The sequence below is a fragment of the Anaerocolumna sp. AGMB13020 genome (assembly GCF_033100115.1).
GTDB lineage: Bacteria > Bacillota > Clostridia > Lachnospirales > Lachnospiraceae > Anaerocolumna.
Genome location: NZ_CP136910.1, coordinates 3,690,700 through 3,715,815, shown reverse-complemented (window position 1 = coordinate 3,715,815; position 25,116 = coordinate 3,690,700). Strand labels below are relative to the sequence as shown.

Sequence of the window (25,116 nt, the reverse complement as noted above, 5' to 3'; positions counted from 1 at the left end):
TTTAAAACTGCTTGTGCGGGGCATTCAGAAGGGTACCGTGTGTTCAGGCGCGCCCTTGTACCAGCTTAACCGGTACGGCAGATTTCAGTTTTAGGCTATTAGGTTCTACCTGACAATCCATTGCTAAAATTTGAACCCCCTGGCTGCTTGCCTGACGTAAGGCATCTCCAAATTCCTTGTGTGTTCTGTCATTTGGTGTAAAGTATTCCACTCCCTCCATCTGTATCACAAAAAGAATATATGCCTCATATCCTTCCTGCAGGCACTTACACAGTTCGTTTATATGCTTAACTCCCCTTTCCGTAGGGGCATCAGGGAAAAGTACTGTTCCTTCCTCTTCCAGTGTCACTCCTTTCACTTCAATAAATGCTTTTCTTTCAGGAGTCTCCACATAAAAATCAAATCTGGAGTTCTCATATACCTGCTCGGGCTTTATCTTAACCGTGTCTTTCATAAGGTTCCCATTTGCCAGCCATTCATGCACTGCTTTATTGGGTGCCTGGGAATCCATATTTATTAAACGGGTGCCTTTTTCAACTGCAATCAATGAATATTTGGTACTGCGCTTACTATTATCTGATTCCTCCAGGTAGACTGTTGCACCTGGTATCAGAAGTTCTTTACAGCGTCCTGTATTCTTAACATGACATTTATGTATTGTACCTTCTACCTCTACATAGGCAATAAAACGATTTGGCCTTGATAGGAAGGTACCTTTTATAACGCTGTTGTATAACATTTTTGTTCCTCTTTTCTATGCATTGTCAAACAACCGGTCAATTAGCATAGTATCTTTTGGGGCTTATTATTCTGTTATGTCATTTCATTATAGCATTTCTGTAAATTCTCAGCAATATCTAATTTCGGCCAGTAAATTTTTCTTTCCTTTTAGCCTTTATTGTCTTATAATAATAGATAATCATAGTTGACATAAGCTTCTGTATTTCCCAAATATTGAAAGCTATGCTGATGGTATGTCATTCTCACTAAGACTTTATCAGCTTATCGATCAGCTATTATGAACCAAGAAGAATTAGTATTACGAAAGATATCCTGCTGAGAACCGGGATAATAAAAGCGGTAAATATGCAAGCTTACGATGCAAAATTTATCCTTTAATGTGTATAATTTCAATCGCAAAATGCATATACTGTTAAACGAAAGGAAGTATGTTCATTATGAAGAAATTCGGAAAATTTTTATTCGGTACTATCTCCATTGCTACCTTGGCCGGCGGTGCTTATTACCTTTACAAGAACGTATTGAACAAAGACACGGCAGACGATTTTGATGATTTCGAAGACGATTTTGAGGACTTTGATACGGAAGAAGATACTCCCGCTTCTGACAAAAAAGAAACCAGAGAATATGTATCTATAAATATTACCTCTGATGCGCAGGATGCTGCCAAAGAGGAAGAAACCTCTGAAGAAGCTGAAGAGAAATAATCTTCAGAAGAATAAAAATAGAAAGCAGCTGCCTAAAACCTAATTTAAGCAACTGCTTTTTTCTTTGTGATTAATTCGTTTTAAATTCCGCAAGCTTCTTTAATAAATCCGCCTGCTCCTTCACTGTATATATGACACTCTTCCCTGCCAGGCGTCCATCGGTTACTTTTACTGTTTCCGGATAGAAGTCGTAGGTAATGATATTTTTATCTTGTGTAGTGATATCAATGCTGTAAAGTAGATCTGTTTCTTCCGTTTCTGATACCTGTACCGTATAAACTGCCAGCAGAGCATATAGTTCAGCAGCTTTCTCAGACGGTTCCTCCAGTGACTTTTCTTCTGTTCCGGTTTGTTTTCCTTTCGCTTTATTTACTTGAAAGGTTACTACCTCGTCTGTATTTATGGGATAAAGTTCTGAAAGTACCTCCGGAGCAACCAGGGTTACCATACTGCTTTTCGCATCCGCTGCCGCTGTTGTGTCAACACCACTACCAGATGATGCTGTGATATCAACGGAGGCATCTCCCTCTGACGGCGCTTCTTTTGCAGTGCTTGCCGCTTCATCCTCTTCAATCCCCTGTACTGCTGAGGTTTCCGGTGCAGTCATTGTGTAATTTTCTGCCTTTCCAGCGTCAGCTATACCAAGCAGCTGCTGCTCTGACTTTTCATTCACCGAATTATCCTGTTTGGTTCCGGTAATACTGTTCTGATAAAGCCATACAGCCGATACCAAAAGCAGTACTGCCGCTGCCGCACCTGCAAAACGTCTTACAGGGAATTTTATAACAGGCTTTTTATCTCCATTGCGTTCCTGTTCTGTGTCAGCTTCGCCTCCAACCGGTATTTCTGCTGCTGTATTATCAGCATTCTTTTTATCTTCTGCTTCGGCTTCCTTGATTTTTAGAAGGGTTCTTTGTATCAGATCCTCGGATACGGTTAAATCATCCTTATCAAAGGAGGCATTCAGCAGTGCTTTTAATTCCATGTCATCCCTGACAGGTGAAGGATTTTTTCCAGTCTTATTCTTATCCATTGTTATATCCTCCCTTCAAGGCTAAGCTTTAGTTTGTCTTTTGCCCGGGAAAGGCGGCTTTTGGCCGTCCCCTCCGCTATTCCTAAAAGCTTTGCTGTCTCTGCAACAGACATATCCTGAAAATAAACACACAGCAGTACATCCTTATATTTCTGAGGCAACTGTATTACTGCATCTCTGACCAGCCTGTTTTCATCTTCCTGTTCCACTGCCACGAATTCATCCTTACCTGTCAGTGTATTCTCGTGAACTTCTGTAAACTGCATGACCTTCTGGTTCCATGCACTTTTCATATAGTCCTTGCACGTATTGATAGTTATACGGATTATCCATGTCTTTATATTGCTGTCTCCCTGGAAGGTATGAAGTTTCTGGTTTACCTTGATGAATACATCCTGAAAAATATCTTCTGCCAGATGACTGTCCTTTACATACATATAAGCGGTCCGTAATACATCGTTACCATATTCTCTGATCAAGGTTTCGATATCATGGACCTCCCTATTTTCCTGGTGCATTTAAGTATCCCCCTAATATACGATTGTATAAATACAGAACCATTATAGGTTATGGCTCCCCCCTGTCCAATCCCGACAGTCACCGTATACTATCAAAGATTAGACGAAATAAATCATATTTTGGTTCCATATTTTTTTATATTAATCCAAATTCCTTTAAACCGTAATAGATTCCATCTTCTTGAATGGTCAAAGTCTTATATCTGGCTGCTTCTAATACCTGCGGATAACTGTTTCCCATAGCAATGCCATACTCTACGTATTGGAGCATTTCCAGATCATTGGTGCTGTCACCAAAAGCATAGGTATCCTTTCTGTCAGCCTTGAGATATTCCAGGAGCAGGCGTATTCCGGTAGATTTATCATAACCCTTTGGCGTCATTTCAAAATTACCGTCTATATGCAGCGTAAAATGATATTCATCTCTTAGCTTTTTCTCTGCTTTCTCAAAACTGCCTGCAGTACCTGGTGCACAGGTGAACTTGTTTATTATATAATCCCCTTCTTGTATGGTACGTAATCTGTCTCCGGCATATTTTTTTGCAAATTCTATTACTCTTTGGTATTCCTCTGCATTATTTTCACCGTCAACATAAATATTCTCCGGTCCTTCCAGGATATAATGGATTCCGTTTTCCTTCAGCAGCGCTATGGTAGAATCCCCGGTTTCCGGTCCCATTGTTTTATTATGGATTACCTTGCCGTCATATTCCACATAGGTTCCCGCTCCTGCAAGTACTCCAAGGAACCCCATCTCGGTAAGATAGTCAGGTACCATGGCTTTCGTTCTTCCGGTACATATTACGGGTATATGTCCCTTTTCTAAAAGGTTCTTAATTGCCTGCTTCGTCAGATCGGTAACCCCTAATTCAGGATCGTACAATGTTCCATCAATATCAAAAAATATGATCTTTTTGTTCATAATAACCTCTTTCGTGAATATCCCATCTGCCATGGACATTCGTATGTCAGCTTATATATGCCTGTTCTGTGTTCTGTGTCAGTTTATAAAGTCCTGCGTAGATTCCATTATTGTTTAACAGTTCATGATGACTTCCGCGCTCAGCAATACCGTCTTCTGTAAGTACAATAATATTTTCCGCATTACGTATAGTCGTAAGTCTATGAGCAATAACAAAGGTAGTTCTGTTCTTTGCCAACTTCTCCAAAGATTCCTGAACGATCTTCTCGCTTTCATTATCAAGAGCAGAGGTAGCTTCGTCAAAGATTAGTACCGGAGGGTTCTTAAGGAATACTCTGGCGATACTGATACGCTGTTTCTGACCACCGGATAGTTTAACACCTCTCTGCCCGATATAAGTATTGTAACCGTCTGGCAGCTCCATTATAAACTCATGGGCATTGGCATTTTTAGCAGCTTCTATAATTTCTTCATCCGTTGCTTCCAGTCTTCCGTAACGGATATTATCCATTACGCTTCCTGCAAACAGGTAGACATCCTGCTGAACGATTCCAATGTTCTTACGCAGGGAACGAAGCTTGATATCTCTGATATCCTTTCCGTCTAAGAGAATATCGCCGTCTGCAGCTTCATAGAATCTCGGAATAAGGCTGCACAATGTTGTCTTTCCTACACCGGAAGGCCCAACCAGGGCGACATATTCACCCGCTCCGACCTTTAAGTTAATATTATGAAATACATCTGATTTGGTATCGTTATACTTAAAGGAAACGTTCTTGAATTCAATCTCACCTTTTACTTCCTTAAGGGCAACTGCATCTTTCCGGTCTACGATATCCGGCTGAATCTCCATGATTTCCATAAAACGGTCAAAGCCTGTAATACCGTTCTGGAACTGTTCCGTAAAGTTAATCAGCTTTCTTACCGGTTCAATAATGTTATTAATATAAAGTAAGAAGGTCAGCAGGTCGGTTAAGGCTATAACATCTTTTGCTATAAAAACAGCTCCTCCAACAATTACGGCTATGTTGATAAAGGTAGTAAACATTCCAAGACCGGAATGGAAGGTCGCCATCTGCCAGTAACTATTTCTTTTGCTTTCAACAAATCTTCTGTTTCCGTCATGGAACTTATCGATTTCCTGTTTCTCATTTGCAAAGGATTTTACTACCCGGATACCGGATAAATTATCTTCTATCTGTGCATTGATTTCTGAAATTCTATCCCTGTTTCTTCGAAAAGCACTGTTCATGCGATTTTTCATTTGATATGCGAAAAGAAACATGATGGGTATAAAGGCAAAGACGATCAGGGTTATGGGAAGATTGATATTAATAAGAATAACAAAAGCACCTACGAATTTTATAATGGAGATTACGATATCCTCCGGACCATGGTGACATAATTCTGTTATATCAAATAAGTCATTGGTTATTCTGGACATTAGCTGTCCGGTCTTCTGGTTATCATAAAAATTAAAGGATAATTTCTGATAATGTTCAAAGATGTCATTTCTCATATCGTATTCCATCTTTGCTCCCATGATATGCCCCTGGTAAGAGATATAGAAATTTGCAAAAAACTCAAGTATCGCAAGACCAATCATAAGAAATGCCAGTTTAATGATTGTAGAGAACACATCGGATATCTCGTATTTTCCTAGCAGGTCATTGGTTATGTAGCGTACGATCAGAGGGTAGACCAAGGATATGGCCGCCGCTAAAAGTGCAAAGAACATATCTGAGAAGAATAACCCTTTATAGGGTTTGTAATATGATAGGAATTTTTTAAATCGGGAATTCATTTTTTTACCTGTGCCTTTCCTTTTACAAAACTCATTGTTTAAGCTTATGTACTCATTATACATGAAATATGATTTTTTGAAATTCATTTTGCTCTTTAATAAAGCTTTGTATTTAATGCTAAATTTTGTTCTTTTTCTCTTCCAGCTATGAAAATGCCATAAATACAGACTTTTCATATCTTGTGCTGCCAGAATCTTAACTGAGCAATTTATGAGATCCTAACCGCTGAACAATTTTCTCTATCCTACTTATTTACAGAAAAAAGTCTGCCATGGCAGACTTAGTTAATATAATTGAACCAGTACAGCCTTGCACAGATTACACTTTGTGCCGAACCCGTAATCGTGTTCAGCTTTTATAAATGGAAAAGCCTGACCGCTGGAAACACTTTGGGTTTTATCGCAAGTGTAAGATTGGTCAGGCTTGTTTCTGCCTAAAACAGGATTTATTGAGATAATTTTTGTGCCATGTCGTACATATACTGGTCAATATCCTTTGTCATAGCAAGTGCTTCCTCAATATCGTAATTTACGTATTGTCCGTTTCTGTATCCAACGACACGGTTGGTTGCACCCTGACAAAGAAGATCAACAGCAATAGAGCCCATAGTAGATGCATATACCCTGTCCATACATGTAGGACTTCCGCCTCTTTGTATATGTCCGATGATAGTTGCTCTGGTCTCTATTCCGGTAGCTGCTTCAATTCTTTTTGCCATGCCGTAAGAATCGCCGATTCCTTCAGCATTAACAATAATATGATGCTTCTTGCCTGCCTGCTTCCTATGAATGATATTATCTATAATATGCTGTTCGTTATGATCATATCTCTCTGTTATAAGGATATCCTCTGCTCCGTTTGCAATACCGCACCATAAAGCGATATAACCTGCATTTCTTCCCATTACTTCAATAATGCTGCATCTTTCGTGGGAAGTGGAAGTATCCCTGACCTTATCAATTGCTTCCATCGCTGTATTAACAGCTGTATCAAAACCAATGGTGTAATCTGTACATGAAATATCAAGATCAATGGTTCCAGGAAGTCCAATGGTATTAATGCCTCTTGCAGCAAGCTTGCCTGCACCCTGGAAAGATCCGTCTCCGCCGATTACAACTACTCCGTCAATACCATGTTTTCTGCAGATCTCTGCACCTTTATCCTGGCCTTCAGAAGTCATGAACTCCTTACTTCTGGCAGTATAAAGAACGGTACCGCCGCGCTGAATGATATCAGATACACTTCTTCCGTCCATATCTATAATATCTTCTTCTAATAAACCGCTGAAACCTCTACGGATTCCTTTAACATTTAATCCATTTGCCAATGCAGTTCTGACAACAGCTCTGATAGCTGCGTTCATTCCGGGGGCATCACCACCACTTGTCAGTATACCTATTGTTTTAATTTCTTTTGCCATTATCGTTCACCTCCAAGAAACTTCAATCGCTCTTATTTTAACCCTTTTTTCTGGCTTTTTCAATACTCATTTCTACTACTTTAACATTGGGTTCTCCGTAGATTTCCCGCAATTTTGTCAGCAGCACATTTTCTGCCTTAATACTTTTTGATTTTGGTAACTGTTTTATTGCTTTTTCACATTCCAGATAAATCTTTACTTGATCGTTACCATCATATTGTCTTAAAATTTCATACAGACTTTGTTCATCTTGTACAAAACTTTCTTTATCTTTATACTTTATCCAGACCTCCTTGGGGTTATGATCAAAAGGGATTACTTCCTGGCAGATTATCTTTGCCGCTTTCTCCTCTTCCACGGTAATTTTTCCTTTTACAAGGATTTTGCTGTCTTCAGACAAATAAGCTTTATACTTCTCATAATCCTTGGGAAACAGGATTACTTCCACGGCTCCTGCCATATCCTCCAAGGTTATAAAAGCCATCATGGAATTATTTCTGGTGGTTTTTACAGTCTTAACGGATATGATACCACCAACCACTGCCATCTCACCATCGTTTACTTTGGTCTCTCCCGTTTCTTCATCCAATGCAAAATCCAGGGTGTTATGGGTAACATTCTTCTTAAGCAGCTCCTCATAACTTTCGAGGGGATGACCGCTTACGTAGATTCCCATGACCTCTTTCTCCAAGGCAAGCAGCTGTTCTTTTGAGTATTCACCAATATTAGGAAAGCTAATCTCCATTTCCTGTTTATCCTCTTCATCAGCAAAATCAAAGAGGCTTAACTGACCGGTCAGGTTCCTCTTCTTACTCTGTGCTACTTCATCCAGAATCTGTACATACATCATCATCTGCTGCTTCCTGGTTCCGGGAAGGCTGTCAAAAGCACCGGATTTGATAAAGCTTTCTACTGTTCTTTTGTTCACTTCCTTGCCTGATAACCTCTCTGCAAAGTCTTTTAAGGAGGTAAAGGCTCCTCCCTGCTCCCTTATCTTAACTACACTGTCAATTACGGGTCTTCCAAGGCCCTTTATAGCGGACAGACCATATCGTATGGAACCGTCTGATACAGAAAAAGCTGCATCGCCTTCATTGATATCCGGAGGAAGTATCTTTATCCCCATCTGCCTGCAGGTAAAGATATACTCGGAGACCTTTCCCGCATTGTCCATAACGGAGGTTAATAAGGCAGCCATAAATTCCACGGGATAATAGCATTTAAGGTAAGCAGTCTGATAAGATACTACTGCATAAGCTGCTGCATGTGACTTATTAAAGGCGTATTTCGCAAAGTCGGTCATTTCATCAAAGATATGATTTGCTACCTCTTCTGCAATCCCATTGCTAATACAGCCGGGTACACCCTCTTCTTCATTACCGTAAACGAAGTTCTTCCTTTCCTTCTCCATTACAGAGGCCTTTTTCTTAGACATGGCTCGGCGTACCAGATCGCTTCGTCCAAAGCTATAACCTGCCAGCTCACGTACAATCTGCATTACCTGCTCCTGGTATACGATACAGCCATAGGTAGGTGAAAGAATTGATTCCAGCTGGGAGCATTCATAGGAGATGTTGTCCTCATTATTCTTTCCTTTAATGTATTTCGGGATGAAGTCCATTGGTCCCGGGCGGTAAAGGGAGATTCCGGCTATGATATCCTCCATGTTTCTTGGCTTAAGTTCCTTCATAAAGCTCTTCATGCCCGAACTTTCCAACTGGAATACTCCGTCTGTCTTTCCGGAAGCTATCATGGCATATACAGCCGAATCATCGTAATCTACTTTTTCAATATCCAGGATTTCTCCGTTTTTGCGTTTTTTATTAATAAGCCTGACTGCATTCTGTATTACCGTAAGGGTACGTAGCCCAAGGAAATCCATCTTTAGCAGTCCCAGCTCCTCAAGGGTCGTCATGGTAAACTGCGTGGTTACGGATTCATCAGAGGCTCTGGAAACCGGAACATATTCCACCACCGGAGCCTTACTGATTACTACTCCTGCTGCATGCATGGAGGTGTGTCTTGGAAGTCCTTCCAAACGCAGGGACATATCAAGAAGATATCTGATTTCCTCATCTGAATCATATAAGTTCTTAAGCTCTCTGTTGATTTCCAATGCCCTTCCTATGGTTATCCCAAGCTCCATAGGAATCATCTTGGCAACGGTATCTACTCTGGCATAACCCAGGTCCATTGCACGTCCAACATCACGAATTACCGCTCTGGCCGCCATGGTTCCAAAGGTAACAATCTGCACTACCCTGTCTTTACCGTATTTTCTGACAACATAGTCGATTACCTCCTGCCGGCGTTCATAACAGAAGTCAATATCGATATCAGGCATGGTAAGTCTTTCAGGATTTAAGAACCGCTCAAAAAGTAGGCTGTACTTAATCGGATCGATATTGGTTATACCAAGAGAATAGGATACAATACTGCCGGCGGCACTTCCTCTGCCGGGTCCTACACTAATGTCATTATCTCTTGCATATTTGATAAAATCTCCAACGATAAGGAAGTAGTCCACAAAACCCATGTTTTCAATGGTGTCTATCTCATAATTCAATCTTTCCAGAAGTTCTTCATAATTGGTTGGATATCTCTCCACCAATCCCTCATAACAGAGCTTCTTTAAATATTCCAGAGCCGTATAGCCTGCAGGAACATCGAATTTAGGAAGCTTGTATTCACCGAATTCTATGTTTACATTACATCTTTGTCCAATTTTGTAGGTGTTCTCAAGAGCTTCCAGTGCATAAGGAAAAAGGCGTTTCATCTCATCTTCTGATTTGATAAAGTATTGTCCGCCTTCATACCTCATACGATTTTCATCAGATACTTTCTTCTGTGTCTGAATACACAAGAGGATATCATGTGCCTGGGCATCACTTTCCATGGTATAATGAACATCGTTGGTAGCAACCAGGGGTATCCCGGTCTCTTTGTTCATACGCAGTAAACCCTGGTTCACATCCGCCTGTTCTGTTATTCCATGATCCTGAAGTTCCAAAAAGAAGTTTCCTTCCCCAAAGATTTCCTGATAATCAAGGGCTGCCCTTTTTCCTTCTTCATAGAAACCCTTACGGATATAATTAGCCACTTCTCCGGCCAAACAGGCACTAAGGGCAATCAGTCCTTCACTGTGTTGTTTTAATATTTCATGATCTACCCTGGGCCTGTAATAAAAGCCTTCCAAAAAACCGGTAGATACTATTTTCATAAGGTTCTGGTAACCTGTATTGTTTTCTGCCAGCAGGATCAAATGATAATATCTTTCGTCAGATGCACCTGCTTCCCTGTCCAAGCGGGAACCGGGAGCTACATAGACCTCACAACCGATAATCGGCTTTATTCCTTCCGCCAGGCAGGCTTTATAAAAATCAATGACTCCATACATAACACCGTGGTCAGTAATTGCCATACTGTCCATGCCCAGCTCCTTCACTCTGGCAACCATTTCTTTTATCTTGCCCGAGCCATCCAGAAGACTGTATTCTGTATGTAAATGTAAATGGGTAAAGCTCATAAATACCCTTCCCTTCTAAACCTGTACAATAACATTCATGCAAATCGTAAGCTCACCAGCGATGCTGCCTGAATTAAAATATTAAATGTTCCTTGAAACCGTTAATGCTTTCATTGGTAACATATCATCCCTGGTTTCTTTCTAACTCCTATATCATAACATATTTTACTGCAATTGCATACCAATACGCTTGCCGTCACAAAAAATTCAGGCTGGGTATAGGCCCAGCCTGTTTGATATAATCACTATATTATCAGAATTCTTATTTTTCCCATTCAGGTCTTGCTGCGTCTATAATGGTACTTAAATCAAATAAATCTTTTAACCTGTCTGGAAATTCTAACATAGCCTGCCCATCCACAGGTCTTCTGGTCATTCTTACATAATCTTTTTGAACCTGAATCCAGGGTGATTTGAATACTCCGCAGAAATAGTCGAACCCGGATTTCTTTAGATATTCAAATTTATCACTGCTGTAATGCCCCATGGTGGTTTCGATGTCTATGCCGTAAGGGAATATATAGATATCTGTCGGTCCTATAAGACTGCCAACTTCTTTCTCCCAGCGGTCGGTATCTTTCACTGTAAAATTATAAGTGGCTTTTCCCATATCCCTGTGTCCATAGCTATGGGAAGCAAACTCCCAGCCCTTTTCCTTCATAACCTTTACAATATTCTTAACAGTCTCTTTATCCTCTTCATAAGTTGGTGAAGAAGCATCATTGGTACGATAACCCAAGGCACCTTCATATCCTGTCAGGGCAACGATACCTTTTGCACCTCTGTAAGAAAAGTCCGGATGTTCTTTTACGAATTTCTCAATAAGAGGTACCATATCATAATCACCGATACGAACACTGCCGTCCTCCATTACCATTTCTGTAGTAGGATTATTCTCTTTATCCAGTACTATCCTTCTTGCAAAACCGTCACCGGTCATGTATTCGTAATAGTTCACATCATCCTGGGATATGACAATAGGCTTCTTATCCGGCGGAAGCATAATATCTCCCACTTCAAAGGTTTCTGTACCGTCATCCTTTTTCACTTTGGAAGCCACGTCATGAATCTTGACCAGCACATACCCCTGGTCATACAGCTGCTGCAGCATCTCATTAAATTCTGCTATGGTGGTCATATAATAATTATAACCTTTTTGCTTATAATCACCATCAAATGCCTTGCTTGTATCAGCAACCAGGATATGAACAAAGATATGACTGATCTGATCAGCAGAATCGTATGCTCCAAGTGGTTTCAGAGTACTTTTGGTATTCTCATAACCTGCAATTGCATCCGTTAATATCTTCACCTGGCTATAATTATCAAAGTCCTGGATTAATTTGATAGCTTTATCATAATCATATTGCAGGGCATATAAATCAGCCTGCTCAAGTATCTGCTTTGCCTGTTCCTCCAGTTTTTCCTCTTCTGTTTTTACAGGTTCTGCAGTAGGGCTTGGATCTTTTGTAGCGGAGGGTTTTTCGTTTCCCGATGAGTTCTGTCCGGTATTTACGTTATTGCCTGTATTATTTTTGGTATCGTTACGATTATTTATAAATACAAAATAACCAATCACAATAATACAAATCAATACTGCTTCCACCGTAAGCAAGACTGCTTTATTATATCTCCTTTTTTGCCCCTTCATTGCAATTACTCCCTTTCTATCTTTCGCTAATATTTATTATTATTATAATTAAAAGACATCTCCTTACAGATACAAAATCTTATCATTAACGCTTTTAGCCTTTCAGAACGAAATGTAAAACTAATGTCTTTTATTTTGTTTCTTATCTTAGTATCTCTCTTTATGTATAAGTTATAATCATTATTGGTATTTGCCATATGTTTTTTTCTGAAAATGTTCAAGCTTACTATATTTTACTTTATTATCCATACATCTCTACCATTATATCATATGATATTTTTAAAGTGTTTACGGTTTTATTAAGTTAATATGATATTTTTCTCACATTTTCGTTCGATTTCCCGTTAATATATTACAACACTATGTTTTTTCCTAGTTTTTTACATATCAATAAACCTTACGTATTGTCAAAAAGAGGGATAACACCTTATTTAAAACAAGGTGTTATCCCTCTTTTTGCATTACCCATTATAGATAACAGTTTTTGCTGTCTTCTTTCACCTGAAAATAAACATTCTTACTTACTGCTTAAGTATTTTTCAATATTCTCCATCGCCACTTCTTCGTCAGTACCTTCAGCTGTAACGGTAACCTCTTCCCCTGCAGCAAGTCCAAGACTCATCATCCCCATGATGCTCTTGGCATTAACCTTTTTCTCCTCACATTCCACATAGATACTGCTCTCATATTGACTGGCTACCTGCACTAATAATGCAACCGGTCTAGCCTCCAACCCTGTTGGAATCTTAATCAATATTTTCTTCGATACCATAATTTACTTCCTCCTTTTGTTCCCTTAAGTTATCAGCTAAAATACTTAGTTTCCTCAATCTATGGTTCACACCTGACTTACCTATAGGCGGATTAAGCAACGCTCCCAGTTCTTTTAAGGAGACTTCCGGGTATTCCAACCGGAGTAATGCTATCTCCTCCAGCCCTTCCGTCAACTCCCCTAATCCTATGGTATCTTTAAGATACCTGATATCTTCCAGCTGTTTGGACGCTGCCATAACAGTTTTGTTTATATTGGCCGCCTCACAATTGACCTGTCGGTTTATTGAGTTTCGCATCTCTTTTAGTATACGTACATTTTCAAGATTCATGAGTGCCACATGGGCTTCCATAATATTTAAAAGATCCACTATTTGTGAGCCTTCTTTTACATATACTACATAATACTTTTTACGGGTTACGATTTTGGCGTCTATATCAAAGGTATTTATAATATCCCTAATTTGTACTGCTTTATCCTCATTTGGCGCAACAATTTCAAAATGATAGGTCTTTTCCGGATCGCTCATTGAACCGGCTGCCAAAAAGGCCCCTCTGATAAAAGCTCTTTTACAGCAGGCATTCTGTATTACCAGATTGCTGACCGCAGACAGGTTCTCATAAATTTCCAGGGAATCATTCATTAATTTTGTGGCCTTTAAAATCTTAACCGCATTATTATGATCAGCAATACTTAAGGTATACATCTTGCTCATCTTAAGATAAGCATTCTGCCTGATTGAAATTTCTGTATTTATATTAAAGGTTTTCTTAATTAATGTAAAGTATTTTCTTGCTACGGTTATGTTTTCCGTATGAATTTTAAGTGTAATGCAATCCTTATCACTGATAAGCACCCGTCCGCACAGGCTGATAACTGCTGCAATCTCAGCAATCATACAATGTCTGGCAGGATTTAACTGCCTCGACAGTTCATCCTTCACATCTTTTGAAAATGACATGACTTATCTCCTTGCATCCTTCTCAATGTCCCTGTGCTCAACCTTCAGACCATATTGCAGCTCTGACAGTCTCGCATACAGTTCATTGGCCAGGGTAACTGAACGGTGTTTTCCGCCTGTACAGCCTATACTGATTACCAGCTGGTTCTTTCCTTCAATAATGTAGTTGGGTATCAAAAAGGCAATCATATCATTTAATTTGTCAAGAAATTCTATTGCCTGAGGTGAACTCATAACATAATCCCTGACCGGTTTATCGTTGCCTGTCTGAGGTTTCAACACAGCATCATAAAAGGGATTCGGCAGAAACCTTACATCAAACACCAGATCCGAATCCATTGGTATTCCATACTTAAAGCCAAAGGATAGTATGGTCACATAAAAATTATGATATTGCTCATTGAGAGTATAGATCTTATCAATCTGGCTCTTAAGTTCTCTTATCAGGAGCTGGCTGGTATCGATGATAATGTCAGCTTTCTTTTTTATGAATTCAAGCTTCTTCCTCTCGGTTTCAATACCCTGTTCAACTCTTCCGCCGCCGGATAATGGATGAATTCTTCTGGTCTCCTTATAACGCTTAACCAGAACCTCGTCCCCTGCATCCAGGAAGAGGATCTCATAAGGGTAGTTTGCTTTTTGTATCTCATTTAATACGTCATCCAGTTCTTCCAGAGCTTGTCCGCTTCGAATGTCAACTCCCAGAGCAACCTTATCGAATTTCTCACTGCCGTTAAATGTAATCTGGACGAACTTAAATATTAATTGGATGGGCAGGTTGTCAACACAGAAATAGCCTGCATCCTCTAACATCTTAAGGGCCGAACTCTTACCCGCCCCTGACATTCCAGTTACGATAACTAGTCTCATTTGCTGGCCTTGCCTTTCTTATTACCGAAATCTCCAAGTAACCTAACTTCCGGTTCCAGTCTGACGCCCTGTTTCTCATAGACAATACGGATCACATCCTGAATCAGGGTATAGACCTCCTGGGCTGTGGCTCCGCCTTTGTTAATTACAAAACCACAGTGTTTTTCAGATACCTGTGCATTACCGACCTGATAGCCTCTTAGCTCTGAATCCATAATAAGCTTACCGGCAAAATAACCCTCCGGTCTCTTAAAGGTACTGCCTGCACTTGCATACTCTAAAGGCTGCTTTTCTTCTCTTTTTCTGGTAAGCTCTGCAATACCGGCACGAATGTCTTCTTCTCTTCCGGCTTCCAGAAGAAAGGAGGCTTCTAACACTACCATATGTTCCTCCTGTACAACACTCTTGCGGTACCCTAATCGCAGTTCTTCTTTCTTAAGGTAATGCTTGTTTCCATTAAGGTCCATGACTACGGCATCTGTTATTATATCTTTCATTTCACCGCCATAGGCACCTGCATTCATAGTAACAGCGCCTCCTAAGGTTCCAGGTATGCCGCTTGCAAATTCAAAGCCGCAGAGCCCATGCTCCGCTATACTGTCTGCCATATCATAAAGAGAAGCTCCAGATTGTGCTGTAACTTTGTTACCTTTGATATCTATATGACTGAAGTTCTCCGCAAGCTTTATAATCACTCCCCGGTAACCTTCATCGCTGACTAAAAGATTACTTCCTTTTCCAAGAATGAAAAAAGGAATTCCTTCTTCTTTACACAGCACCACAGCTTCTGCTACCTGAGTATCCTTCTCCGGTAATAACAGATAATCTGCCGGGCCGCCAATTTGAAAGGTTGTATGTTTTGCAAGAGGTTCATTTATCCTTATCTGCTCCCGCTTCAATAGGTTCTGTAATTTCTGATAAAGTACCTCACTCATATTCACTCCATGTTAAGGGCTGTCATCTGAATTAATATATGTACTTAATCCATTTGATATACCTTATTCTTTCATCGGCAAATGGACAGCCACTGCCATACTTCTTTATCATACCTTATGCTGCAGGGTTTCGCAATACTATTTATCCCTGTTATTTTCCAAGAATCAGCTTGGCACTTCCGTATATTCCGGCATCATTTCCAAGCAGCGCCAGCTTAAATTCTTTTCCCTTAAGGGCAAGCATAACATTCTGCTCATAGTGCTTCCTGATCACTTCTGTAAGCATGTCACCGGCTTTGGAAACGCCGCCTCCGATAACAAAGGCCTGAGGATCTACCACCGCCGAAACATGGGATAGTGCAATTCCCAGATATCTTCCTAACTGGTCAACGGAACGGAGCGCTAAAGCATCTCCTTCTTTTGCTGCATCAAAAATTGCTTTTGCAGAGAGAGCTGGAATATTTCTTAACACAGAAGCTTCCTCTGACTTCTCAAGGATTCTCTTGGCTTCTTTTACGATGCCGGTTGCAGAGGCGAACTGCTCCAAACAGCCGTGTTTGGTGCAGTTACAGCTTTCTGTTTCATCATAACTTACGGTGATATGCCCAATTTCTCCTGCTGCTCCGTTACTTCCTGTCAGGATATTTCCGTCCAGGATTACACCGCCGCCAACGCCGGTTCCAAGGGTTACCATTATTATATTCTTGTATCCTTTTCCGCCGCCCTGCCACATCTCACCTAAAGCTGCAACATTCGCATCATTTCCGACTTTTGTCTCAAAACCGGTTAATGCCTTCATTTCATTGGCAACATTAAAAGTTCCCCATCCTAAATTTACGCATTGTACTACAGTTCCGTCTTCTGTAACTGGTCCCGGTACACCAATACCAATTCCTACAATATCTTCTTTATTTAAAGATTTCTCTTTGATCTTAGCTTCAACAGATGCCGCAACATCCTGTAAAATAAAACTTCCCTTGTCCTCTTTTCTGGTAGGTATCTCCCAGTTATCCAGAAGTTCTCCCTCCTGTGTAAACAGACCAAGTTTTACGGAGGTTCCTCCGATGTCAATACCAAAGCAAATGCTTCCCATACGATATCCTCTTCTTTCTTCTAATGCTAGTGACTACCTGGTCACAACGGTTCCGGGAGAACCGGCTACACAAAATATGTTGAATACAACGTATTTTGCTCTGATTATCTCAAAGGCCTTCGAACCTCTTTAATCGCTCCGAAGGATTAATACTCTTCCTCATCGGGTCTTTGTTTCTTCATTAAGTTGTTGGTCACCTTATTATAGAGTTCTTGAGCGGCATTATAACCCATCTTCTTCTGTCTGTAGTTAACTGCGGCTGATTCTACGATAATGGCGAGATTACGGCCCGGTCTTATGGGAATGGAATGGCATACTACTTTGTTTCCTAAGAATTCCGTATACTGTTCTTCCAGTCCTAAACGGTCATATTCTTTATCTCTGTTCCATTCCTCCAACTTTATTACAAGGTCGATTGACTGTGTATTCTTTACACTTTCCACACCAAATAGTGTTTTTACATTTATGATACCGATACCGCGAAGCTCAATAAAATGTCTTGTGATATCAGGTGCTGTTCCAATTAACGTGTCATCACTGACCTTTTTGATCTCTACAACATCGTCGGTTACAAGACGATGTCCTCTTTTGATCAGCTCCAGGGCAGCTTCACTTTTACCGATTCCACTCTCACCGGTAATCAGGATTCCTTCACCATATACATCTACCAATACACCATGGATGGATATACGGGGTGCGAGTTCAACATTCAGCCAACGAATTACCTCCGCCATAAAAGATGAGGTGGTCTTGGCACTCCTTAAGATGGGTACACCTTTCTCGTAAGCAAGCTTTATAATAGCATCTTTTACTTCTATATTCCTGCAAAATACAATACAGGGCACCTTATAATCCATAAGCTTTGAGAGTATCACTACTTCATCTTCAGTAATCTTCTGCAGATATGCATTTTCTACATGTCCGATTACCTGCACCCGTTCGGAATCAAAATAATCAAAAAATCCTGCCAGCTGTAAGGCCGGTCTGTTAACATCCGGCTGTGACAGCTTGATATGTCTGATTTCTAAGTCCGGGGTGAGATTTTCAAGGTTCATCTTTTCAATCAGTTTTGATAATTGTACCGTATACATGGCTCTCCCTTTCTGCAAACGCCCTTCCGCATGAGTGTGTTTAAAAATGCCGGTGCCTGGAAGCATCCTCCAAAATGGGACGGTTTCAAATAGCACAATACTTCTTCAAACAGGCTCTAGGGCTGTTTCATCCCTGTTATTTTATCACAGCCACAGCTATCATGCAAACATAAACGTATGGTCAGTCTGCCGGTGCTGTTTTCGTGTCATTTCCATGAAAGAAATCATATACCTGCTTCGCTGCTCTTGTGTTCATGGTTTCAAGGGCTGCCAGTTCTTCAACCGTGGCTGACTTCACAGCCTCCAGAGACTGATAATGCTTCATCAGAGCCCTTCGCCTGGTCGCACCAATACCATCAATATCATCCAATATTGAGTGTACCTGCTTCTTTCCTCGTAAGCTTCTGTGATATTCTATGGCAAAACGATGGGTTTCATCCTGAATTCTGGTTACAAGTTTAAAGGTTTCGGAAGAAGCAGAGAGAGGAAGTTCTGCATCTTTGTACAAAAGACCTCTGGTACGGTGATTATCATCCTTTACCATACCGCATACCGGAATCGCAAGCTTTAATTCCTCCAGTACTTTTAAAGCGATATGTACCTGTCCTTTACCACCATCCATGAGAATAAGATCCGGGTAACGGTTAAAGCTTCCGTACTCTGCATCCAGCATTTTTTCCTTCAGCTCTTCGTTCTCCCTGATTCCGTGGGTAAATCTTCTGGTTAAGACCTCATACATGGAGGCATAGTCATCAGGGCCCTGAACAGATTTTATCTTAAATTTACGGTAGTCATTCCGCTTTGGTTTGCCATTTTCATATACTACCATGGAACCTACTGATTCAAAGCCGCTGATATTGGAAATATCAAAGGCTTCAATACGTTTAAGTCCCGGTATATGAAGCATTTCTCCCAGTACCGATAAGGCTCCTGTGGTTTTGGCTTCTTCTCTTTTTATCTTCTCTGAATCCTGCTGCAGTACAAGGGAGGCATTCTTTCTTGCCAGCTCAACAAGCCTTTCTTTCTCACCCTTTACAGGCAGCTTGATGTGAACCTTCTGCCCTCTTTTGACTGTCAGCCATTCTTCGATGATTTCCTGCTCATCCACATTGTCACTGACATAAAGCTCTCTTGGTATATAAGGTGTTCCTGCATAGAACTGTTTGATAAAGCTCGACATCAGGCTGCTCTTCGTTTCATTGGTCACATTGGTAAGATAATGATGCTCTCTGCCGATTAGCTTTCCGGACCTTATAAAGAATACCTGTACCACCGCTTCGTCTCCAGCCGTAGCAAGGGCCACCACGTCCCGGTCCTCCTGTTCCTGACCGGTAATCTTCTGCTTCTCAGATATCTGCTTCACACTGCCTAACAGGTCTCTGTAGCCGGCTGCTTCTTCAAACTCCATCTTCTCAGAGGCCTCCAGCATCTTGCCTTCCAGCTGCTTTAATACCGGCGCAAAGTTACCATTTAGAAACTCCAATGCCTGGTTAACCGAAAGCCTGTATTCTTCTTTGGATATATATCCCTGGCAGGGTGCTTTACATTGTTTTATGTGGTAATAGAGACAGGGTCTTTCTTTCCCGATATCCCTTGGCAGATTACGGTTACAGGTTCTTGTCAGATAAAGCTTCTGTATCAGCTCAATTGTATCCTTTACAGCCTTTGCACTGGTATAGGGTCCAAAATATTTCGCTTTATCCTTTCCTCTTTCTCTGGCGAACAAGACTCTCGGAAAATCCTCTTGAACGGTTACCTTGATATAAGGATAACTTTTGTCGTCTTTTAACATGGTATTATATTTGGGTCTGTGTTCTTTGATCAGGTTACATTCCAGTACCAGAGCTTCCAGTTCCGAATCCGTAATAATATATTCAAAATACTGAATTCTTGTAACCATCTGCTGAATTTTAGATGTGAGATTCCTGCTGCTTTGAAAATACTGTCTTACTCTGTTCTTAAGACTGATAGCCTTTCCGATGTATATAATCGTATCATGTTTATCATGCATGATATATACGCCAGGTTTTGCCGGCAGTTTCTTCAACTCTTCTTCTATGTTAAAATACATACTACCTGCTCCTTTCTGCCTTTTATCTTAAAGCAAAATAATTCGGTGTATGGCTGCATCCGAACACTATGCTTCCTGTTAAGCATACCTGCGGTAAGACATAGCACCATACACCGAATCTAATTTTACTTCAGCATGTGTCTGTAGACGTTTTATACCATAACTATATTCTGATTTTATGAATGCCTGCTGTAAATTGGGGCTCTAGAATACCTAACTCCAATTACAGCTCCCGCATTTCAAAAAACCGGGTTATTCAATATGGTAGAATGTTTTCAGAACACTGCCAGCTTCTATTATTAATCGGTTGTTTCTTTATTTATATCAATATCAATTACATGGCTGCTGAAAGGGTCCTGGGGGGTATTCTTCTCCTCTTTATCAGCGTTGTCTTTCTTGTCAGCCTGGTCATTGTTGTTGACTTTGTCATCAATGCCAGCTTTCTTTAAGCTATCCCCATCAATAAGGATACTGCCAACGGATTCACCTGTCACTTCAGCAATTTTATCTGTGCTCTCTTTCTTTCCAAGAGGAGGCAGACCTTGTTCTTCTCTCGCTTTGTTCAGAATCTCCATAAATTCTTTTCCGGTTATGGTTTCTTTCTCAATGAGGAATTCTGTAATTCTGTCCAGTATAATTCGGTTTCCTGCTAACAGCTCCTGCGCTTTGGTGTAGCATCTTTTTAATATTTCCATTACTTCATGGTCTATTTCTGCTGCTGTGGCATCACCGCAATTAAGTACGGCTCTTCCATCAAGATAACGATTTTCTATCGATTCAAGTCCCATAAGACCGAACTTCTCACTCATACCATACTGGGTTACCATAGATCTTGCAAGCTGGGTTGCTTTCTCAATATCATTGGAGGCTCCGGTGGTAATTGAATTAAACACCAGTTCTTCAGCCGCACGTCCGCCGTATAGCGTAACAATTCTGGCAATGAGCTCTTCTTTGCTCATTAAGTATTTTTCTTCCTCGGGTACTTGCATTACATATCCTAAGGAGCCCATGGTTCTGGGAACAATGGTTATCTTCTGAACTGGTTCGGCATTTTTTTCAAGGGCCGTTACAAGTGCGTGACCAACCTCATGGTAGGCAACAATCTTTTTCTCTTCCTTGCTGAGGATTCTGTCTTTCTTCTCTTTACCTGCAATAACCACTTCCACGGATTCAAATAAATCCTCCTGGGTTACTACATTTCTTCCCTGCTTTACGGCAAGGATGGCTGCTTCGTTTATCATATTAGCAAGATCGGAACCAACTGCTCCGGAAGTTGCCAATGCAATGGCTTCCAAATCTACGGAATCATGCATCAGTACGTCTTTTGCATGGACTTTTAAGATATCAACTCTTCCCTTTAAGTCGGGTTTATCCACAATAACTCGTCTGTCGAAACGTCCCGGACGAAGGAGTGCTTTATCCAATACCTCCGGACGGTTCGTCGCCGCCAGAATAACCAGACCCTTTGAGGAATCAAAACCATCCATCTCGGACAAGAGCTGGTTCAGGGTTTGTTCCCTTTCATCATTGCCGCCGCCATAGTGGTTATCTCTGCTCTTACCAATAGCATCCACCTCATCGATAAAGATAATACAGGGTGCCATCTGCTGAGCCTGCTTGAATAAATCCCTAACCCTGGAAGCACCAACACCAACGAACATTTCAACGAAATCAGAGCCCGATAAGGAGAAGAAGGGTACTTTGGCTTCTCCAGCGACTGCCTTGGCAAGAAGTGTCTTACCGGTTCCGGGAGGTCCTACTAATAAGGCACCTTTAGGAAGCTTGGCACCTATGCGGGTGTACTTCCCAGGATTATGAAGGAAATCAACCAGCTCTTTCAAGGATTCCTTGGCTTCTTCCTGCCCCGCAACATCCTTAAAGTTAACACCGGTTTCTTTTTCTACATATACTTTGGCATTGCTCTTACCTACTCCGCCCATCATACCGCCGCTACTCTTTGAAATCATACGGAACAAGAAATACATTACTACATATATAAGTACGAAAGGCAGCACCCAGGCTAAGATAATATCCAGGATGGAACTTCTGGTATCAGAATTATCCCGCTTAAAATTTTCTATCTTCTTATCTTGAACAGCCTTTTCCAGCCTGCTAACCAATTGCTCGTCGTTTATAGCTCCGGTATAATAGGTTATTGCATATACATCACTTGGTTGTTCCTTGGGTTCAAACAAGATCTTGTCAGATTGTATCAATACTTCCTTTAGCTTACCTTCGTCTAACATACTTAAAAACTTGTTATAGGTTACTTCTACACGAGTACCATCCTGTAGCTGTTTCACTACAATGGAGAAAAAAATCAATACAATAACCGCTGCAATCAATATATACAGCAGAGATTTCCTGTTATTGCTGTTATCATTATTCCCATTACCGGGTTTGTTATTATTTCTATTTTTATTGTCCATACTCAACCTCCTTCGTATGCTTTTATTTCGACCATTCATTCCCATGGTCTTCTGCGACAGGTCAACTCATTTCCTGCCGTTAATTTACCACCCGGCATATACGAATGGTACTATTTTATTTCATTATATAGCTATATCTTCCTATTTTATTCCTTATTAAAAGCACTTCTGTTTAGTAAAGCTTCTCTATTTCAGTGCTTCTTGCTTGAATATTCCTTGCCTTTCAGGCATATCATATCAAATTCAAATTATCGGTAATACAGTACATTCTGTCTGTTTGTTTTGCGTAATCAGTTTAGGAAAATGGAGAATACAAAAGCTTCAATTGCTCCCTCACGTTATTCTCTAAACTAATATTTATCTAGACTACTTTATAGGATAACCATTTATACCACAGTTCTTAACAGCTACGCCCAAGATTTTCAAAAACACGTTAAACTCAGTCTCTATATGCCTGGTGTCAAAAACCGATTTATTTTCACCAATCTATTTCCATTTATATGTCTTCTGAAGGATTTTCAGAAAATAAAGAACAATTATAATATAAGGAAGTGTTTAAAAAGCTACAATTCATTATAATGTGAGTTTACTTATAAATCAATACATATGTCATGAAATTTTTATTGTGGAAATTAAAAATCTATGAAGTTTTTTTACTTTTTTAAAATTTATACTAGATTTCTTGAATCAAAGATAGTATAATAGCTGTTGATTGTTTAAAATTAGGACAATGCCTTAAAACGATGACTAGCAGGTACATCGAATGTTTAAGGCGTTTTTCATTATACCATATAGAAAGATCAAAGGAGGATTCATGTAATGGGTGTCAAATATGTTTTTGTTACCGGTGGTGTTGTTTCAGGATTAGGCAAGGGTATAACCGCTGCTTCCTTGGGACGATTATTAAAAGAGCGGGGTTATAAGGTGACAATGCAGAAATTCGATCCTTATATAAATATCGACCCAGGAACCATGAACCCCATTCAGCATGGAGAAGTATTTGTAACTGATGACGGTGCAGAAACAGATTTGGATTTAGGACATTATGAACGCTTCATTGATGAAAGTCTTACAAAAAAATCAAATGTAACCACCGGTAAAATATATTGGTCCGTTCTTTCCAAAGAGCGCAGAGGTGACTTCGGCGGAGGAACCGTACAGGTAATCCCTCATATTACAAACGAAATCAAGAATCGCTTCTATCACGATGACAAATGCGAAGACACCCAAATTGCCATCATTGAAGTAGGCGGTACTGTTGGTGACATCGAAAGTCAGCCTTTCCTGGAAGCTATTCGTCAGTTCCAGCATGATGTAGGACATGAAAATGCTCTTCTGATTCACGTTACTCTGATTCCTTATCTGAAAGCTTCCGGCGAAATGAAGACCAAACCCACTCAGGCAAGTGTAAAAGAGCTTCAGGGTATGGGTATCCGTCCGGATATTATTGTATGCCGTACTGAGGTTCCTTTAGAACCTGGTATCAAAGAGAAAATAGCTCTATTCTGTAATGTTCCCAGCAACCATGTAATCCAGAACCTGGATGTAGAGACACTTTATGAAGCACCACTTGCTATGGAAAAAGAACATCTTGCCAATATTGCCTGTGAATGTCTGAAACTTGATTGTCCTACTCCTGACTTAAGTGCTTGGGAGAACATGGTAGAGGCTCTCAAACATCCGGAAAAAGAGGTTACAATTGCACTGGTTGGTAAGTATACTCAGCTCCATGACGCTTACATCAGTGTTGTAGAATCCATAAAACACGGAGCCGTTCCTCATAAAGCATCCGTTAATATAAAATGGATTCCTTCTGAAACATTAACCGATGAAAATGCTGCGGGAATTTTAGAAGGTGTACATGGTATATTAGTTCCCGGCGGTTTCGGTGACAGAGGTATAGAAGGTAAAATTTCAGCGATTCGTTATGCCCGTGAAAACAATGTACCTTTCCTTGGACTTTGTCTTGGAATGCAACTTGCAATCGTAGAGTTCTCCCGTAATGTTATCGGCTTTGCTGATGCTCACAGTGTTGAGTTAGATCCTGCCACTACTCATCCGGTTATCCACTTAATGCCTGAGCAGGATGGTATCGAAGATATCGGTGGTACCTTAAGACTTGGCTCTTATCCCTGTGTATTGGATGAAACAAGCAAGGCCTATGAATTATATGGTGATAAAATCATACATGAGCGTCACAGACACCGTTATGAGGTAAATAACTATTATCGCGAGGACTTCATTAAAAACGGTATTAAGTTATCCGGATTATCTCCTGACGGACGCATCGTTGAGATGATGGAGTTAAGTGACCATCCCTGGTTTATTGCAACACAGGCTCATCCGGAATTCAAGTCAAGACCTAACAGACCACATCCTTTGTTTAACGGATTCGTGGGGGCTGCGATAAAAAAGCTTGAGAAGAGCTAATTAAATGATGATATCGGACTATTATTTATAAATTAAATACTTCTTCTATTAGACCCTCGATATAAGAAGCAAGACCAGTTAAAACGCATATGAGGGAGAAAACGAAGCCGCTTTAAGGTACATCCTTATAGCGGCTTTCTT

The 25,116-nt window shown here is 40.5% G+C and carries 18 protein-coding genes; 2 read left to right on the top strand and 16 right to left on the bottom strand.

What is annotated here, in order from left to right; all coding sequences use genetic code 11:
• Positions 1 to 43: 43 nt before the first annotated feature.
• Entirely contained in the window at positions 44 to 739 is a 696-nt protein-coding gene (gene sfsA, locus R2R35_RS15410; protein ID WP_317730720.1) for a DNA/RNA nuclease SfsA, read from the bottom strand.
• A 439-nt stretch (positions 740 to 1,178) separates the two neighbouring features.
• Here sfsA and R2R35_RS15405 point away from each other — a divergent pair, with 439 nt between their 5' ends.
• On the top strand, positions 1,179 to 1,448 hold the full coding sequence (locus R2R35_RS15405) for a hypothetical protein (protein WP_317730719.1): 270 nt from the start codon (positions 1,179 to 1,181) through the stop codon (positions 1,446 to 1,448).
• A 70-nt stretch (positions 1,449 to 1,518) separates the two neighbouring features.
• On the opposite strand, the gene R2R35_RS15400 is transcribed toward R2R35_RS15405, so the two are convergent.
• The 15 genes from R2R35_RS15400 to ftsH form a co-directional block, all read right to left on the bottom strand.
• Entirely contained in the window at positions 1,519 to 2,481 is a 963-nt protein-coding gene (locus R2R35_RS15400) for a hypothetical protein (RefSeq protein ID WP_317730718.1), read from the bottom strand.
• 2 nt (positions 2,482 to 2,483) lie between these two features.
• The gene (locus tag R2R35_RS15395; protein ID WP_317730717.1) at positions 2,484 to 2,999 is read right to left on the bottom strand and encodes a sigma-70 family RNA polymerase sigma factor; all 516 of its coding nucleotides are present in this window, start codon (positions 2,997 to 2,999) and stop codon (positions 2,484 to 2,486) included.
• Between the two features lie 136 nt (positions 3,000 to 3,135).
• Positions 3,136 to 3,921, bottom strand: a complete 786-nt coding sequence (locus tag R2R35_RS15390) for a Cof-type HAD-IIB family hydrolase (protein WP_317730716.1) — start codon at positions 3,919 to 3,921, stop codon at positions 3,136 to 3,138.
• A 46-nt stretch (positions 3,922 to 3,967) separates the two neighbouring features.
• On the bottom strand, positions 3,968 to 5,725 hold the full coding sequence (locus R2R35_RS15385; protein WP_317730715.1) for an ABC transporter ATP-binding protein: 1,758 nt from the start codon (positions 5,723 to 5,725) through the stop codon (positions 3,968 to 3,970).
• 446 nt (positions 5,726 to 6,171) lie between these two features.
• Positions 6,172 to 7,146, bottom strand: coding sequence for a 6-phosphofructokinase (pfkA, locus tag R2R35_RS15380; RefSeq protein ID WP_317730714.1), 975 nt, complete (start codon positions 7,144 to 7,146; stop codon positions 6,172 to 6,174).
• Positions 7,147 to 7,183: 37 nt separating this feature from the next.
• Positions 7,184 to 10,672 (bottom strand): DNA polymerase III subunit alpha, encoded by a 3,489-nt coding sequence (locus tag R2R35_RS15375; RefSeq protein WP_317730713.1) that lies wholly within the window; start codon positions 10,670 to 10,672, stop codon positions 7,184 to 7,186.
• Between the two features lie 262 nt (positions 10,673 to 10,934).
• Entirely contained in the window at positions 10,935 to 12,323 is a 1,389-nt protein-coding gene (locus tag R2R35_RS15370; protein WP_317730711.1) for a polysaccharide deacetylase family protein, read from the bottom strand.
• Between the two features lie 517 nt (positions 12,324 to 12,840).
• On the bottom strand, positions 12,841 to 13,095 hold the full coding sequence (locus R2R35_RS15365; RefSeq protein WP_317730710.1) for an HPr family phosphocarrier protein: 255 nt from the start codon (positions 13,093 to 13,095) through the stop codon (positions 12,841 to 12,843).
• Positions 13,070 to 14,056, bottom strand: a complete 987-nt coding sequence (gene whiA / locus R2R35_RS15360; RefSeq protein WP_317730709.1) for a DNA-binding protein WhiA — start codon at positions 14,054 to 14,056, stop codon at positions 13,070 to 13,072. Before whiA ends, R2R35_RS15365 begins: the two co-directional genes overlap by 26 nt.
• A 3-nt stretch (positions 14,057 to 14,059) precedes the next feature.
• Positions 14,060 to 14,926, bottom strand: a complete 867-nt coding sequence (gene rapZ / locus R2R35_RS15355) for an RNase adapter RapZ (RefSeq protein ID WP_317730707.1) — start codon at positions 14,924 to 14,926, stop codon at positions 14,060 to 14,062.
• Positions 14,923 to 15,861, bottom strand: coding sequence for a UDP-N-acetylmuramate dehydrogenase (gene murB, locus R2R35_RS15350; protein ID WP_317730706.1), 939 nt, complete (start codon positions 15,859 to 15,861; stop codon positions 14,923 to 14,925). Before murB ends, rapZ begins: the two co-directional genes overlap by 4 nt.
• Positions 15,862 to 16,012: 151 nt before the next feature.
• Entirely contained in the window at positions 16,013 to 16,954 is a 942-nt protein-coding gene (locus R2R35_RS15345) for an ROK family glucokinase (RefSeq protein WP_317730705.1), read from the bottom strand.
• 146 nt (positions 16,955 to 17,100) lie between these two features.
• Positions 17,101 to 18,045, bottom strand: a complete 945-nt coding sequence (gene hprK, locus R2R35_RS15340; RefSeq protein WP_317730704.1) for an HPr(Ser) kinase/phosphatase — start codon at positions 18,043 to 18,045, stop codon at positions 17,101 to 17,103.
• 181 nt (positions 18,046 to 18,226) lie between these two features.
• The gene (uvrC, locus tag R2R35_RS15335) at positions 18,227 to 20,116 is read right to left on the bottom strand and encodes an excinuclease ABC subunit UvrC (protein ID WP_317730703.1); all 1,890 of its coding nucleotides are present in this window, start codon (positions 20,114 to 20,116) and stop codon (positions 18,227 to 18,229) included.
• A gap of 299 nt (positions 20,117 to 20,415) precedes the next feature.
• Positions 20,416 to 22,545: an ATP-dependent zinc metalloprotease FtsH gene (gene ftsH / locus R2R35_RS15330; protein WP_317730702.1), complete on the bottom strand. Its 2,130-nt coding sequence runs from the start codon at positions 22,543 to 22,545 to the stop codon at positions 20,416 to 20,418.
• Between the two features lie 819 nt (positions 22,546 to 23,364).
• Between ftsH and R2R35_RS15325 the strand changes: the two genes are divergently transcribed.
• Positions 23,365 to 24,975 carry a CTP synthase gene (locus R2R35_RS15325; RefSeq protein ID WP_317730701.1) on the top strand — a complete coding sequence of 537 codons (1,611 nt, stop codon included), beginning with the start codon at positions 23,365 to 23,367 and terminating at the stop codon, positions 24,973 to 24,975.
• Positions 24,976 to 25,116 lie beyond the last annotated feature (141 nt).

What these genes read in the sequence shown, in the direction of transcription:
- R2R35_RS15385 (WP_317730715.1), bottom strand. Translation starts at nt 5,725, where the DNA reads ATGAATTCCCGATTTAAAAAATTCCTATCATATTACAAACCCTATAAA.
- R2R35_RS15400 (WP_317730718.1), bottom strand. Translation starts at nt 2,481, where the DNA reads ATGGATAAGAATAAGACTGGAAAAAATCCTTCACCTGTCAGGGATGAC.
- R2R35_RS15365 (WP_317730710.1), bottom strand. Translation starts at nt 13,095, where the DNA reads ATGGTATCGAAGAAAATATTGATTAAGATTCCAACAGGGTTGGAGGCT.
- rapZ (WP_317730707.1), bottom strand. Translation starts at nt 14,926, where the DNA reads ATGAGACTAGTTATCGTAACTGGAATGTCAGGGGCGGGTAAGAGTTCG.
- murB (WP_317730706.1), bottom strand. Translation starts at nt 15,861, where the DNA reads ATGAGTGAGGTACTTTATCAGAAATTACAGAACCTATTGAAGCGGGAG.
- R2R35_RS15325 (WP_317730701.1), top strand. Translation starts at nt 23,365, where the DNA reads ATGGGTGTCAAATATGTTTTTGTTACCGGTGGTGTTGTTTCAGGATTA.
- R2R35_RS15390 (WP_317730716.1), bottom strand. Translation starts at nt 3,921, where the DNA reads ATGAACAAAAAGATCATATTTTTTGATATTGATGGAACATTGTACGAT.
- R2R35_RS15395 (WP_317730717.1), bottom strand. Translation starts at nt 2,999, where the DNA reads ATGCACCAGGAAAATAGGGAGGTCCATGATATCGAAACCTTGATCAGA.
- R2R35_RS15345 (WP_317730705.1), bottom strand. Translation starts at nt 16,954, where the DNA reads ATGGGAAGCATTTGCTTTGGTATTGACATCGGAGGAACCTCCGTAAAA.
- R2R35_RS15375 (WP_317730713.1), bottom strand. Translation starts at nt 10,672, where the DNA reads ATGAGCTTTACCCATTTACATTTACATACAGAATACAGTCTTCTGGAT.
- R2R35_RS15405 (WP_317730719.1), top strand. Translation starts at nt 1,179, where the DNA reads ATGAAGAAATTCGGAAAATTTTTATTCGGTACTATCTCCATTGCTACC.
- ftsH (WP_317730702.1), bottom strand. Translation starts at nt 22,545, where the DNA reads ATGGACAATAAAAATAGAAATAATAACAAACCCGGTAATGGGAATAAT.
- R2R35_RS15370 (WP_317730711.1), bottom strand. Translation starts at nt 12,323, where the DNA reads ATGAAGGGGCAAAAAAGGAGATATAATAAAGCAGTCTTGCTTACGGTG.
- uvrC (WP_317730703.1), bottom strand. Translation starts at nt 20,116, where the DNA reads ATGTATTTTAACATAGAAGAAGAGTTGAAGAAACTGCCGGCAAAACCT.
- whiA (WP_317730709.1), bottom strand. Translation starts at nt 14,056, where the DNA reads ATGTCATTTTCAAAAGATGTGAAGGATGAACTGTCGAGGCAGTTAAAT.
- pfkA (WP_317730714.1), bottom strand. Translation starts at nt 7,146, where the DNA reads ATGGCAAAAGAAATTAAAACAATAGGTATACTGACAAGTGGTGGTGAT.
- sfsA (WP_317730720.1), bottom strand. Translation starts at nt 739, where the DNA reads ATGTTATACAACAGCGTTATAAAAGGTACCTTCCTATCAAGGCCAAAT.
- hprK (WP_317730704.1), bottom strand. Translation starts at nt 18,045, where the DNA reads ATGTATACGGTACAATTATCAAAACTGATTGAAAAGATGAACCTTGAA.